The sequence below is a fragment of the Schlesneria sp. genome (assembly GCF_036405755.1).
Classification (GTDB): Bacteria; Planctomycetota; Planctomycetia; order Planctomycetales; family Planctomycetaceae; genus Schlesneria; species Schlesneria sphaerica.
In genome coordinates this window covers 1-14,897 of record NZ_DASWWZ010000275.1, presented here as the reverse complement: position 1 = coordinate 14,897, position 14,897 = coordinate 1, and the positions used below count along the sequence as shown (strand labels likewise).

Genomic DNA, 14,897 nt, shown 5'->3' with positions numbered 1-14,897 from the left:
GCGGAAGTTCGTCGCGTCCTGGGCTTTCGTGATCGGTAAACATCCCTGAGCTGATCCCCGGACCTGGGAAAACGGCGCGAGAAGTCAGGAGGAGACTTCGTTCGGCGCTATTGCCAGGCTGCAGCAATCGTGTTGGAAAGCCGAGAGAGATACTTGCCCGAGGGTTCCTGGGGCAGAGTCGTCAGGATCAGAGCAAAGATTTCCGCGTCCGGGTCGATCCACAGCACGGTCCCCGTTGCCCCCCAGTGTCCGAAGGTGCGTGGGCCAAGCAGGTCTCCGAAGTTGGCACTGTGAGCGGGCCAGTTGAGACGCCATCCCAGCCCCCAGGGGCGGCAGCGACGTTCCTCATCGGGAACGTCTCGCATCGATTGAAGCTGATTCCGGGTGGCGGCGTCGATGGCTGCAGGTGACAAGAGCCGCTCCCCCGATCGCGTGATACCTCGCCGCAGCAGGAACTGTGCAAACAGCGACAGGTCTTTAGCAGTCGTTAACATTCCTCCCCAGGGAGCCCCTAATTGCCGCCAGTAGCGACTGTTCCAGTTCCATTCGGTTCCCGATGCCTGAGATTCCGGTACCACACAAGGGGTGACACGTAGCATGTTCGCGGACTGACCTTCGTACCATTCATCCGGGGCTCCGAGCGCCGAATCCTGCATCCCGATCGGCTGGAAGAGTTCTTCCTGAATAAACTGTGCACAGCTTTTGCCGCTGACACGAGCGATGATTTCACCCAGAACCGCGAAGCCCATGCTCTGATAGAGAACACCCCGTCCCGGTGAGAAGGCGAGTGGTTCTTCGCACGTTCGTTCGACAAACCGCTGAAGGCTGGCATGTGCCTGTCGCAGCTCCTGATTGTCGGGCAGCATGTCGGGTAAACCGGATGTGTGGGTCAGCAGATGCCGCAGCTCGACACCGTGCTTGGAATTCCGTCCAAACTCGGGAATGTAGTCGGTGACTCGGTCAGCCAGGGTAAGCTGGCCTCGTTCGATGAGCAGCAGCGCGGCTGTGGCTACGACAGGTTTCGTGATGGAGGCAATCAGGAAAATGGGATCGGCTTTAAAAGCCGGGGCCGTGTGCTCGTGAAATCGACCCTTATGGAAGCGCCCTGAAATCACGCTGGTGGTCCCCGTCGCAACCGAAAGGCACGGCAGGACGTTCGTCTTGCACCAATGATCGGCCAGGTCGGCGACAGACTGCCAGCGTTGAGGATGGATCGTCCGGAGAGATTTGGTCATGTCCTGTTTCGTCTCATTTCAATGTGCCGCAAGCTTCTAAGCCCCCTTAAGATTGATGTACCATAAAGAAAACAAGCGTCGCTCGGCAATTCTGGAGTTATCCATATGCACTCGTCGTCGTTGATCGTCGTGGTGGCTTTATTGATGGGGCCGCTGGTGGTGATGGCCAGCGAACCCTCTGAGCAGTTGCGAAGATTATTCGAGGAAGAGTGGCAGGCCAATCTGCGGGAATTTCCCGTCACGGCGACATACCTGGGAGACGGCCGCTACAACGATCGATGGGCTGATGTCAGTCTGGCAGCCATCGCCCGACGGGAGGCACACCAGCGTGAAGTCCTGCAGAGACTGAACGCAATCCGATCGAATGAGCTGACACCCGCTGAACGACTCAATCAGAAGCTCTACCGCCGCGAGCTGGAGACCGAACTGGAAGAGTATCCCTATCAGTGGCATCTTGTCGTACTCAATCATCGTGACGGAATCCAGGACGAAAATTCGGTCGCGGATGCCTGCCGGTTTATCTCTCGAAAAGATTACGAAGACTGGCTGGCAAGACTGAAGTCGTTTCCAGAGTACATGGACCAGACCATCGAATTGCTGCGGCGTGGAGTGGCAGAACGGATGGTGCAACCACAGGTCGTGATGCAGCGTCTTCCCGCGCAGATCCGGCGTCAACTTGTGGACGATCCGACAACCAGCCTTTACTACAAGCCTTTTAAATCGTTCCCGGCCGAGATCGCCGAAGCAGATCGATTGCAACTTCAGCGTGAAGCACAGGCCGCGATTCAGGAACGGATCGTCCCTTCCTATCGAAAATTGCTGGAATTCTTCGAACGAGAGTATTTCCCTGCCTGCGTGCCGAATGTCGGGGCATGGCAATTACCGCAGGGGCAGGAACTGTATGCGTATCTGGCTCGCAAGCACACGACGACCAGCTTAACGCCGCAGCAGATCCACGATATTGGTGTCAGCGAAGTCGCTCGAATACGTTCAGAGATGGAACGGATCAAGCAGCAGGTGGGCTTCGAGGGGACGCTCAACGAGTTCTTCACGCACCTGCGAACTTCGCCTGAGTTCCATTACACCGATGCCAATGATCTGCTGGCCGCCTACACCGCCTTTGTGAAACGGGTTGATCCGGAACTGCCGCGAGTTTTCAAGAAGCTGCCGCGCATCCCCTTCAGCATTGAAGCGATTCCCGCTCATATGGCTCCTGATACGACCACTGCTTACTATCGTCCCCCTTCGGCAGATGGATCCCGCCCGGGGACCTATTTTGTCAATCTGTATAAGCCTGAAACCCGTCCGAAGTTCGAGATTGCCGCCCTGTCGCTGCATGAAGCAATGCCCGGCCACCATCTGCAGATTGCCCTCGCGACCGATCTGGTGGATGTCCCCGAGTTCCGCAAACATGCCCACGTTACTGCCTTCGTCGAAGGCTGGGCCCTCTACAGCGAAAGTCTCGGCGAAGAGATGGGACTGTATGACGATCCGTACTCCAAGTTTGGGCAATTGACCTACGAGATGTGGCGCGCCGTGCGCCTGGTCGTCGATACGGGTATGCATTCGCTGAAATGGTCTCGTGAAAAGGCCATTGCCTATTTTCAGGCGAATGCGCCGAAAAGTGAGCTCGATATCGTCAATGAAATCGATCGTTACATCGCCTGGCCCGGGCAGGCCCTGGCTTACAAAATTGGTGAACTGAAAATCAAGGAACTCCGGCAGCGAGCAACCAAAGCGCTGGGGCCTTCATTTGACTTGCGTGACTTCCACGATGTCGTACTCAGGAATGGTGCGGTCCCGCTGGATGTGCTGGAAGAGATTGTCGATGAATGGATTCAAGCCGGAAAATAACGAGCCGTGTGTCGAAGGCCCTGTTGCCATCGCAGAGCTGCTTTATGAGCCCGTCTGACGCCAGTGTTAAATGTGACAGCGTTAAGTGTAACTGGGCCTCCTGTCGCTGAACCTGATCGGGGACAGTTCTACAGACAGGCGAGACGACTGTTCCGCAGGGGGTGACGGTCAACGTGATCTCGATGTTCGCGCTACGCTCTGAGACCGATGTAAGATTTGTGGCCAGACCGACAACGGCTCACGGCTTTGGAGCATCTGTGGATTGATCGACTACGTCACTGTTCCTGTGCCGTTGGTCAGAAGCCGATGTCCTTTTTTGCTCTCACGTTGGGCGGAACAGTGGGGATGGTGGTTTGAGTGCCCGCTTTGGCGTCGGTCGTCACTTTTTTGACCGCAGCCAATTCTTCGAGGGCACCGATGTGGGCACCCACCGCCTGGCCGTCTGAACCCCAGGTCGCGCCTGCCGAATTAGGGTCGAGCAGAAATGAGGAAATCTTCAAGAGAGCCCACTTATTGGGCAGGCCGTTTTTCAACTGTACCCCCTTGGCACCGGTCAACAGCCGGTCATCATTCGAGGGACCCCAGAGGTTCATCCAGTTAGCGACAGCGGTGATCGGTTCCTTGTTTTGCTCGCGCAGAAGCGAGGGGAGCTCTTTTGCGAAGCCGTTGGAGATTCCCCACCAATCGACCTGCTTTTGCTCGAGCACAGGCCCAACGCATTCCACAACCGTGGAGTTAGCTGCCTCGTTGAGGCGGAATTCCAGCGGCGGAACGACGGCGCAGGAATCGATATAGAGGCGCATCGGGGTCTCGACGACTGCTGTTCCTTCTGCGGCAACGATTCGGAGAGCCGCTTGCGAAGCTGAGAAGGTGACGTTCTGCAGATTGATCACTGGCAACAGAGCGTTGCCCGTCCGGGCGGGTTGAAGGTCGATGCCATAGCCCCGGACGGCGACGATACTATTGCGCACATGCAGTTGACCCGCGGGCGATTGGAACTGGATTCCTACGCCGTTGCTCATCAAAAGCGAATCGGTCAGGGCGAGATACGCTGGACCACTTTCGGGCGAAGAAGAGGCTTCCGCAATGGTTCGCCAGGTGACCAACCCCTGGTGATGCGCAACCTCTTGAAGCTGTGGTCCGCTCAATTGGCAACCTCGCAGGGTGACGAGGGAGTTCGTCGAATGGACCAGCCAAGGAAGGGGAGCCGCTTTGGTGTTGGACGAAGCCTCCAGCGTCGCCGATTGAAGTTCAAGCATTCCGTTTTCGATGGTAAACAGGCCGGGGATATCGGTTTTTGATTTTCCCTCAGGAACCTTTGGCTGGATCTTCAGCGGAGACCCTTCTGCCTGGGTGAAGACAATGCGAACAGATTTTCCCGTAATGCGTGCAGGCTGCATCGTGACGAGACCTGACCCCGTCGCTTCGAACAGGGTGCCGCTGGTCCAGTCGTTCCTGTTGAGGATTGCACCGAGGTCTTCCCGTCCCAGGTTGACCTTTCGGGTGGGAGGAGCAGCATCGGGCCGAGTCGGTTCCGGCACCGCAGGGCGTTGAGACAGGGCGATGAGCCGGGCCTGCGAAACGGTCCCCGGCAGAATGAGCTGGCTCGTCGTACACCCCGGCAAGCCGCCGCTGGAGGCGGTCAGCTCACGGAAAGGAAGGGTGGATTTATCAAAGTTCTGCAGCTGAATGGCTCCCAGATCGGGGAAGCTGGTTTCCGGCCAGATGAACCTTTGAAACTGCCTCGGTTCAAATGGCTTGCCCCAGACCCGTTGCCATGCATCGGGGTTGGCGACTTTAAACGATGACTTATCCAGATCCAGCAGCCGCTCAAACCCGATATAGAGCGTCGATTGTGAGGTCCAGGTGAAGTTGGTCAGCCAGCCGGACGCCGAGGACGTTGAGCTGGGCCATCGGACGGCCGATGCCAGTACGGTCGTGTTGCCAGCTCCTTCGGCGGCGCAGATGGAGTCCTGCAGCAGCAGTGCTGTCGTCGGTGGCTTGGGCTGATTCTCTGCTGTCAGTTCGAAGATTTCCTTGCGGCCATAGAGTGTCGATCGCAGGATTCGAATCAGGCGCTGGGGCGTGGTCGAAAGAGATTCCACCGTTCCGGTAAACGGCTTGCTGCTGATGACGAGAGAGGGTGTGGTGCCGGAGACGAGCAAAGAGTCCTGGATGACCACATCACAGCGAGCACGGTCAAGTCGAAGTGCCGTGAGACCATTACCGCGGACGACAACATGGTCCAGCAGAACGTGGGGTTCCACAGAGGGGACATTCTGAGCGTCCTGGTCGCTGGTGAATGTGAACGCCGATGCGGGGGCTGAAGTGCTCCCTGTGGCGGTGAACGAGCAGTTTCTGACGTACATTCGGCCATCGTTGACCGAGATCAGGGAAAGGGGAGCCTGTCCCATGTCGGCTGTTCGATCAACGACGAAATGCAACCCCCTCAGTTCCAGTGTGCCGTTACTGAAGGCGAGGGCAGTGCGTGAGCCCTGCAGCGTGGGCGTGACCATCACGAGGGGCTGGTCTGTTGACGAAGCGGGTGTGATGATCAAGCGGTTTGCGGTCGAGATTTCCTGATGAGAAAGCTGGAATGGGCCACTTCCCACCAGTTGGATGTATCCCCCGCTTTTGCTGGCAACTTTTAATGCTTCGTCCAGTGTCGTGAAGTGGTGGGTGGTCGTGGCACCTGGTCCCACGGTGATTGCCGGAAGATCGGCAGGAACGGACGATGGGCGGGTTGCCCATTCGGGCACAGGCTGCCGGGTAAAGTCAAACTCCGCCGGTGGCGTTTGCGCGGCTGTGGAGTTGGCTGCGGAACCCGTTGCGCTGGAATCGTCCGACTCCGCTTCCTGAGGCATTTGTGTTTCAGGGATGGACCCCGCGACGGCCGTAGGGGGAGCGACCGGCTCTCCGAAGGGGTTCTCTGCTGTTTGAACCTGGTTTCCCCATTGGACGATCTGCCAGCCCAGTCCGCCCACCAGGATCAGCACGACCGCAGCCAGGGCAACGTACTTCAGTGGATCAAGATTGATCGCCGGTCGATCTTCATTTGAAGCGAGGGGAATGGGTTCTCGTTTGGGGGGGAGAGGTTTCGGCGAGAATTTTTTGGGTTGCTTGTCCCGCGCGGACCCTGCTGAAGTCCCCTTGGGATTCCGTGGGACTGTCGGATCAGAGCCCTCATTCGTCGCCGAAACACGCTTGCGTTTGGTTGCCAGTGGATCCGCGTCTTCTTCGTCGTCATCGAGGGAATTTCGTCCCGTCAGACGTTGCAGCGATTCTTCATCGACCCCTTCGTCATCGCTTTGATCGACGCGTGAACGGGGCGATTTTGAGCGAGTAGGGAGGGGAGTGGCGTCGTCGACGGCCGTGTCAGGTGCAGGACTATTTGACCTGCGACGGGTTTTGGGCGGCGAGACCTCGTCGGAGATCTCTTCATCGTTCGGAAGGGGGCGCCGGCGCGCACGGGGCTTGTCCGACTCGTCCGCCTCAGGTTCGTCCTTCGGAGTTGGCTTGCGACGACGTTTGCTCGGTCGGGGTGATTCCGGATCGCCGACCGCTTCGATCTCTGCTTCCGGCTGTTCCTTGAGAGTCGAAATCTCGTCATCGCTCAGGTCGCTGAAGATCTCATTCGAGAACGCCGCATTGGTCAGCTTGGAGTTTTCCAGATCGTCCAGGAGCTCGGCCGGAGTCTGGTAGCGGTCAGCAGGCTTCTTGGCCGTCATGCGCCGCAGAACGGCAATCAGCCCTTCCGGAACGTTTTCATTGATGTCCCGGGGGTCGGGAAGATCCTTAATGGCGTGGGCCTGCAGCTTATTTGTCAGGCTTCCTTCCGCGAAGGGGGGATCGCCCGTCAGCATCTGGTACCACGTGCAGCCCAGCGAATACAGATCACTGCGGATATCCGCAGACTTGCTGCTGCGGGCCTGCTCAGGGGCCATGTAGTCGACAGTGCCGACGGTGGTACCGGCACGGGTGATATTGGTTTCCAGCGTGTCGTCGATCGAGCGGGCGAGACCCAGGTCTGTCACTTTGACGACGCCATCTTTTCGCAGCAGCAGGTTCGACGGTTTGATGTCTCGATGGACGATATTGTGTTCGAAGGCATGCTGTAATGCGGAGGCGACCTGCTTAATGATCTCGATCGAGCGTTTGACGGGGATCGTTCCGCGACGCCGGACTTGTTCGAACAGGTCAATTCCCTCGACGTACTCCATCGCTATGTAGAGATAACCGTCGGCCTCACCGGTGTCATACACGGCAACGATATTGGGATGCTCAAGCTGGGCGGCGGCCTGCGCTTCGGCCTTGAAGCGTCGGACGAGTGTCGGATTCTTGGCCTTGTCCCGAGGGAGAACCTTCAGGGCGACGAGCTTCTTGAGATCGGTGTTCCTCGCCAGATACACCGTCCCCATCCCTCCTTGTCCCAGTTTGCGTTCAATCTGGTACTTCCCCAGCGACTTGAGGGGAGGGGTCGATTCCTGATTTTTCGTTGCCGGTTCGGATTCGCTACTCATTGCGATCCCCCGTTTCATGGTCCAGTAACGACGGCATTGGTCGGGTGATGAAACTCGTATGCGACACACGAGAAGGCAATACGATTTTCATCATTACTTCCCACGAAAAAATCGACCGGAAAAAGAGGATTTCATGACAGGAATTTGGGAGCTTGCAGTGTACCAAAGTTTGGAAAGGTCCGTCAAAAGCTTTGAGACGCGGCAGGCATCCCCGATACTCTATCGATGGGGGTTTGGCTTGCGTTGACTCCCTTTGCGTCCACGACCGCGGCCCTTCTTGGGACTGGCGCTATCGTCTTCCGCGGGGACAGGCTTGCCCATTTGTTTCTTCAGTTGCACAATCCGATCCCGCAGCTTCGCCGCACGCTCGAATTCCAGTGATTCAGCCGCTGCGAGCATCTCGGCCTCAAGTTCATTGAGGTACTCCTGCGTGACGTATTGGCTTTCGCTTTCGACGCCGATCACTTTCTGGGCCATTCGCTTGGCTTCGATTTCTTCTTCAATGCCCCGTCGAATGGCTTTCTTGATCGTTTCCGGCGTGATTCCGTGCTCTTCATTGTACTTCATCTGAAGGATGCGGCGGCGCTTTGTTTCGTCGAGTGCTTCCTGCATGCTGTCGGTCACACGATCTGCATAAAGCACAACTTCCGCATTCACGTTACGGGCTGATCTCCCGATCGTCTGAATCAAGCTCGTGGCACTGCGCAGGAAACCTTCCTTGTCGGCATCAAGGATGGCCACCAGCGACACTTCGGGGACGTCGATCCCTTCGCGGAGTAGGTTCACGCCGATCACGGCGTCGTACTTACCTTCACGCAGGTTTCGGAGAATTTCGACACGTTCGAAGGCGTCGAGTTCCGAGTGCAGCCAGGCACATTTGATTCCTTCTTCCGTGAGGTAATTCGTAAGGTCTTCGGAAAGCCGTTTGGTCAATGTCGTGACCAGTGTTCGTTGACCTTTCTCGGTCCTGGCTTTGATCTGTTCGATTAAATGGGGCACCTGACCTCGGGCAGGGTGGATGGAAATGGTGGGGTCGAGCAGACCCGTGGGACGGATCACCTGTTCGACAACCTCTCCTGCAGTCTGCTCAATTTCCCAGTCGGCGGGAGTGGCGGACACGAAGATGGTCTGCTTACGTCGGGCATTCCATTCTTCAAACTTGAGCGGCCGGTTATCCAATGCCATCGGCAGGCGAAAGCCATGCTCGACCAGCGTCGTCTTGCGTGCCTGATCGCCATTAAACATCGCCCGAATCTGGGGGATGCTGACATGGGATTCATCGACGAACAGCAGAAAGTCGTCGGGGAAGAAGTCGAGCAGCGTAAACGGCGGTTCACCCGGTTTTCGACCGGACAGAGCACGGCTGTAATTTTCAATCCCCGGACAGAATCCCATCTCACGTAACAGTTCCAGGTCGTGCCGCGTTCGGGCGTTCAGCCGCTGCCGCTCAATCAGCTTCCCTTCCTGCTGGAACTTTTCGAGTTGAACGTTCAGCTCGTTCTCGATCTCATCGGTCGCGGAAGTGATCCTGTCTTCGGGAAGGACATAGTGCTTGGCGGGATAAATGTAGATGTCGTTGAGTCGCTGGGCTTCTTCTCCGGTCAGGGGATTGATGATTGACAGCTTCTCGACCTCATCACCCCACAGTTCAATCCGGTAGGCAAATTCTTCATAAGCGGGCCAGACTTCGATCACATCCCCCCGGACACGGAAATTACTGCGGGCGGGGGCGATATCGTTCCGTGAATACTGGATGTCACAAAGTCGCCGCAGCAGGTCATCTCGATCGATGGTTCCTCCCACGGTCAGTGGCACCATCATTTCGAGGTAATCTTTGGGAGAACCCAATCCATAAATACAACTGACACTGGCCACGACGATCACGTCACGGCGACTGACCAGGGCACTCGTCGCCAGCAATCGCAGACGATCGATTTCCTCGTTGATTGAGGAATCCTTCTCGATGTAGATGTCTCGTTGAGGGATGTAGGCTTCTGGCTGGTAGTAGTCATAATAACTGACGAAATAGGCCACGGCGTTGTTGGGGAAGAACTCGCGAAATTCGCCGTACAACTGAGCTGCCAGCGTCTTGTTGTGCGACAGGATGAGCGCTGGTCGCTGCATCTGCTGAATGACATTGGCCATCGTGAAGGTCTTGCCCGAACCGGTGACACCCAGCAGCACCTGGTCTTTCTTGCCCTCGCGAATGCCTCGGACGAGTGATTCGATGGCGGCGGGCTGGTCCCCCGAAGGTTGGAACGGACTCGCAATTTGAAATTCGGGCATGGGACATCGCTTTCCGAAAGAGAGGATCAGCTCAAGTGTATCGGATCGCGGCTTCAAGCGAAGTCCGCCTGCGGAGAAACCGGCAATTCCGGTTGGACTCCTCCTGCCGCAAGGGGGCGTCAACAGAACGGCCGTCACCGTTCCGCGACGACGTTGCTGGATGGTCAACGTCCAGCCTGACGTTTCAGCAAGCCGTATTTTCGAGCCTTGCCGAAGGAGCGAACGCAACATTTGATGGGGTCAAGTGTGCGTAAAGATCGACATCTGCCTGCTTGAATGGGATCGGCCGGAATCCAGTCTGCCTGATTGCTCCGCCGGAACGCTCGTTGCACCACGACCTCTCCCCGGGAGTCATCGGCCATTGTTCGAGAGCACTGCCGATTGATCCAGCTGCGACACGGGCGGTCATGGAATCTGCTTGGCCTAATCAGAAATCATGGGAGAGACGCCGATGGCGATCACACTGCTGGCCTGTCCATTCTGCGAGGGGACAAACGGCGTCAATCAGGTCCGCGATGAAATCTTTTCCGCGTCGTTCCTGCCGAACACTCTCGTGATGGTCTTGCCCTTCGCCGTCTTTTGCCTCGTCCTGCGCTGGCTCTACCTCGGTTGCCCCATTCGCACTGCGGCGACGGAACCGTCTGGGGATCCTGCGACGACCTACTCCGAACCGAACTTTTCCTCCCTGCGAGAAACAAGATGAAAACCCATCGAGGCCCTCTGATCGCTGCGGCAACGGCTCTCGGGATCGGATTGGGTGGATTCCTGGACGGAATTGTGTTCCATCAGATCCTGCAAGCGCATGGGATGTTGTCGGCGAAGTATCCCCAAGTTGATCCCGACCCTTTGGTTGTGATTCGAAATCTGGAAATCAACATGTTCTGGGACGGGATGTTCCATCTGTTTAACTGGGTGATGACTTGCACTGGACTGCTCCTGTTATGGAAGGCCAGTAACAGGGCGGATGTTCCCTGGTCGGGCTACACGCTCGCGGGAGGATTGCCGCTGGGGTGGGGAATGTTCAATCTGGTGGAAGGGATTCTTGACCATCACATTCTGCATCTGCACCACGTCAGGGAAACTCCTGACCATCTTGTCTATGACCTGGCGTTTCTCGGTTCCGGTGTTCTGCTCGTCTTGGTCGGGGCGTTCCTGATCTCGCGAGATCAAGCGAAGAACTCGCGCGGGACCGCATTGCAACAGGACAGCCAGTCTTCGATCGTCCAGGCCGAGAACCAGTAGGTATGGGCGGAAAATTTTTTGTGGTGATTCCTCTTGGGGGACTTCCCAGGGCGATGGCGAAAGGGGGCGACGCACCCTCTGTCCCTTTCGCTTCGCTCATCCACTACAATCCGGGTTCGGTACGACGGCGGAAGCGATTGCGCGATTCACCAAGCCGCCAATGACGATGTCTACTCGACGGAACCTGAGATCATGCCCAAAGCCAGCAACAATCTTCCTTATTTCACCGCCGACCTGCCGGGAATCGGGGGCGAAATCAAAGTCGAGCCTGAAGATTTTGTGGTTGAAGAGATTCCCGCTTACGAACCGGGTGGTGAAGGGCAGCATCTGTTTCTATGGCTTCAGAAGCGGGATATTCCGCATGATCAGTTGATTCGGCGACTCGCAGGCACGCTTGCGGTTTCACCGAACGACATCGGCTTCGCGGGGATTAAGGACCGGCGTGCAGTCGCAAGACAGTACGTTTCGGTTCCCATCAGTTGTCAGGAACGGGTGGGGGACCTGAATTCGGATCAAATCACTGTGCTTCAGGCCACTCCTCACGTCAACAAACTGAAAACGGGCCACCTGCGCGGCAACCGCTTCACCATTGTCATCCGCAATGCCGCCGAAAACGCGCTGGCAGTCGCGGAGTCAGTTGTGCAACGACTGAGCCAGTTTGGCTTCCCGAACTATTACGGAGATCAGCGGTTCGGTCACGATGGGGAAACGCTGAAACTGGGGCTGGATCTGCTGACGGGAGTCAAAAAACCGCAAGAGATTCCGTATTCCAAACGGAAGTTTCTGTTGCGACTCGCTCTTTCAGCCGTTCAGTCCGACTTGTTCAACCAGGCGCTGTCTCAGCGACTGCAGGAGGGTTTGCTGCACACGGTGCTGGAGGGGGATATCCTTGAGGTGACTCAGTCGGGGGGCAAATTCGTCTCGGAAGATGTCACTCAAGAGCAGGCACGTCTTGATGCCGGCGAGGTCACGGTGACGGGGCCCATGTTCGGGGTGAAGATGTTGAGTCCCCACGGAGTCACCCTGGAGCGGGAAACCAAACTGCTGGCGGAATCGGGGCTGACCCTCGATCTGTTCCAGAAGTACAGTCAATTGCTTTCGGGGGCTCGCCGTTCATTCGTTGCACGGCCTGCGGAATTGGAGACGGCCCAGGTCAGTGAGGGGATTCAATTGAAGTTCAACCTTCCCAGCGGCGTCTATGCCACGACGCTGCTGAGAGAACTCATGAAGGACGATTCCGCTGCCGCCCCGGCCCCCACGGAAGACGCCGCCGATGAAAGCTGATGTCTCTGTGACTGGCTGCGCCGCTTGAGTGCTGCCGAGTATCGGCCCGGCACAATCATCCGTACCGAAAGTCCGGGGACACAAGAGTTTCGGGAATTTCGCCCGGCGTTTGCCGCTTAACTCGAAGAAAGCGAATTTCGTTCGTATGATACGCACGACGTAATTGCATCTATCTCAGCGACGGAAGTGGACGCGAAATGGCCCCGATTCGTCGCCTTTATCCAATACATCTGAGGCTGATCCTGTGCTCGCTGGCCCCTTGTTTTCACGTGAGGCACTGACGGTTCCCCGCCAGTTGTCGCACTTTCTGATCCGGTCGGGATATGTCGCCGCGTTCTTCGTGCTGATGTACACCGCGGCGCAGACAACGTTCGGATGGCAGCAGGTGCGGAACCTGGGAGACATCGCTCGCTATGGGCAACTGGTCTTTCAGGTGCTGACAATGGTGCAGCTCGCCATCATGATATTCTTCGCGGCGCTCTTCGCGGCCGGGAACGTGGCCCAGGAAAAAGACCGCAGGACGATGCTGCTCCTGCTGATGACGGACCTGCGTGACCGCGAACTGGTCCTGGGAAAGCTCTGTTCCAGCCTGCTACTGCCCGGAGTTCTGCTGACCGCGTCGATCCCCGTTTTTACGCTCGTCCAAATGCTGGGAGGGGTCTCGCTGCAGCAGGTTGCGTGTGCCGTCGCCATCTCTGCCGCTTCAGGGCTTGTGGCGGGAAGCTGGGGTTCACTGGTGGCTTTCTGGCGCGAGAAAACCTTTCAGACCCTGGCGATCACCCTCATCGGAATCGTTTTTTTTCTGGGGGTGGTTGAAGGGGTGTTGACTGTGACAGGAAGTCTGTCCGATGTCGGCATCATCATCGGTTCGCTCAACCCGTTTCGTGCGATGGCGCGCGTGCTGGATCCCTTGAACAGTGCCGGCCGCTTCTCGTATTCGGCGGTGGCGCTCATTTCATCGGGTCTGCTACTGCTGGTGGCGGTGCTGATTATTCTGTTTACGATCGTTCGAGTTCGCGTCTGGAATCCATCCCGCACTCTGGGGGATATGGCCACGCTCGACGAGAATGACCGAGGCGTTGTTCGTCCACCCCGACCGGTCTGGAACAGTCCGGTCATCTGGCGAGAGATGATGACGAAAGCGTATGGACGCAAAGTGATCGTCATCAAGCTGGCCTATGTGGTGATCGCCGCTGCGGCTCTTTATTCGGTACTGACAGCTCCGCCGAATTCGCCCCTGGTGCTGGGAATGATTTCTCCGGTTGGAGCGGCTTTCGTCTCGCTGAGTCTCCTTTCGATGCTGCTGATCAATGCTCAAGGAGTGACGGCGCTCACCAGTGAACGAGACACCGGGACACTGGAACTGCTGCTCGCGACGGATATCAGTGCAAAAGAGTTCATTTTCGGAAAGCTTGGTGGGGTTCTGTATAACAGCAAAGAATTGATCCTGATTCCGCTATTGTTCATGATCTGGTATCTCGGACAGGGCCAACTGACACTCGAGAACTTCATCTACATTGCGCTCGGTTTCCTGTCGCTGGTGACGTTTGCCGCCATGCTGGGGCTGCATTCGGGGTTGAGTTACACCGTATCCCGGACGGCGATTGCCAGCAGTCTTGGAACCATGTTCTTCCTGTTTGTCGGGATCTTCATCTGTATGATCCTGATCCTTCAGGCCCGCGCTTCGTTCGGCCTGCAGCTTCCCAGCTTTCTGGTCTTTATCCTGGGGGGAAGCCTGGGGCTCTGGGCGTCGCTCACGCACCGCAACCCATCTCCGGCCCTCACGCTGGCGGCTGGAATCTTGCCGTTCTGTACGTTTTATGCGATCACCAGCTTCCTGCTCGGTCAGACGTTGGGGGTCTGCCTGTTCGTCGTCGCGGCTTACGGCTTCACCACACTTGCCATGCTCGTTCCAGCCATCAGTGAGTACGACTCTGCACTTGGTCGAACGGAAATGCCAAAGGGATGATCTTGAAAAGTTCTCGATCAGGTCGCCTTGGTATTTTTGTGGGCCACGTGGAGACTGTGCGACGCTGCAGGGACTGAAGATCAGAACAAGAATCTAGAGACGGGACCGTTTTCCAGAACTCGACAGGGAGTCTGCGAGATGTTTGTGCGTTCGGCGTGCTGTGTCGTCCTTCTGCTTGTCGGAGTTCGGGAAAGTCACCTCTTCGCTGCGGAACTCGTCCCCCCTCGGCTGCCAGGATTTGAACGTTTCTATGCACCGCCGGCTCACCCACCGAAAGTGGATCCTGAGGAGGACGACGACGACAGCGAACCGATCCAACTGAGCCCTGAAACGGGTGGCCGGGTGCTGTTAAGTGAACTCAACTGCGTCGCCTGTCATACCGTTGACGAAGAGACTCGCACCCGACTGGCATCGAAGCAGGCACCGGTCCTCGACACAATTGGGGCTCGATTCAAGCCCGAGTGGTTGCAGGCCTATCTGATGAGTCCTCACACGACGAAACCTGGC

Annotated in this window: 9 protein-coding genes; 6 read left to right on the top strand and 3 right to left on the bottom strand. The window is 57.1% G+C overall.

All coding sequences use genetic code 11. The features are described 5' to 3' along the window. Positions 1 to 107: 107 nt before the first annotated feature. Entirely contained in the window at positions 108 to 1,235 is a 1,128-nt protein-coding gene (locus VGE80_RS09665) for a serine hydrolase domain-containing protein (protein WP_373653157.1), read from the bottom strand. Between the two features lie 105 nt (positions 1,236 to 1,340). Here VGE80_RS09665 and VGE80_RS09660 point away from each other — a divergent pair, with 105 nt between their 5' ends. Beyond that, complete coding sequence (locus VGE80_RS09660; RefSeq protein ID WP_440592511.1) at positions 1,341 to 3,089, top strand: DUF885 domain-containing protein; 1,749 nt, start codon at positions 1,341 to 1,343, stop codon at positions 3,087 to 3,089. A 296-nt stretch (positions 3,090 to 3,385) separates the two neighbouring features. On the opposite strand, the gene VGE80_RS09655 is transcribed toward VGE80_RS09660, so the two are convergent. Together VGE80_RS09655 and uvrB are read right to left on the bottom strand one after the other, a co-directional pair. Then, entirely contained in the window at positions 3,386 to 7,609 is a 4,224-nt protein-coding gene (locus VGE80_RS09655; protein WP_440592510.1) for a protein kinase domain-containing protein, read from the bottom strand. A 219-nt stretch (positions 7,610 to 7,828) separates the two neighbouring features. Continuing rightward, positions 7,829 to 9,895 (bottom strand): excinuclease ABC subunit UvrB, encoded by a 2,067-nt coding sequence (uvrB, locus tag VGE80_RS09650; protein WP_397569197.1) that lies wholly within the window; start codon positions 9,893 to 9,895, stop codon positions 7,829 to 7,831. A 451-nt stretch (positions 9,896 to 10,346) separates the two neighbouring features. Here uvrB and VGE80_RS09645 point away from each other — a divergent pair, with 451 nt between their 5' ends. The 5 genes from VGE80_RS09645 to VGE80_RS09625 form a co-directional block, all read left to right on the top strand. Then, positions 10,347 to 10,598 (top strand): hypothetical protein, encoded by a 252-nt coding sequence (locus tag VGE80_RS09645; RefSeq protein WP_373653153.1) that lies wholly within the window; start codon positions 10,347 to 10,349, stop codon positions 10,596 to 10,598. Further along, a complete protein-coding gene (locus VGE80_RS09640; protein WP_373653152.1) occupies positions 10,595 to 11,137 on the top strand; it encodes a DUF2243 domain-containing protein in 543 nt (180 codons plus the stop codon). The genes VGE80_RS09645 and VGE80_RS09640 overlap by 4 nt, the downstream gene beginning before the upstream one ends. A gap of 192 nt (positions 11,138 to 11,329) precedes the next feature. Beyond that, a complete protein-coding gene (gene truD / locus VGE80_RS09635) occupies positions 11,330 to 12,421 on the top strand; it encodes a tRNA pseudouridine(13) synthase TruD (RefSeq protein ID WP_440592509.1) in 1,092 nt (363 codons plus the stop codon). Positions 12,422 to 12,665: 244 nt separating this feature from the next. Next, the gene (locus VGE80_RS09630; protein WP_373653150.1) at positions 12,666 to 14,390 is read left to right on the top strand and encodes an ABC transporter permease subunit; all 1,725 of its coding nucleotides are present in this window, start codon (positions 12,666 to 12,668) and stop codon (positions 14,388 to 14,390) included. Between the two features lie 138 nt (positions 14,391 to 14,528). Further along, positions 14,529 to 14,897 (top strand): c-type cytochrome (locus VGE80_RS09625; RefSeq protein WP_440592508.1); only part of this gene is annotated, 369 nt, incomplete at its 3' end.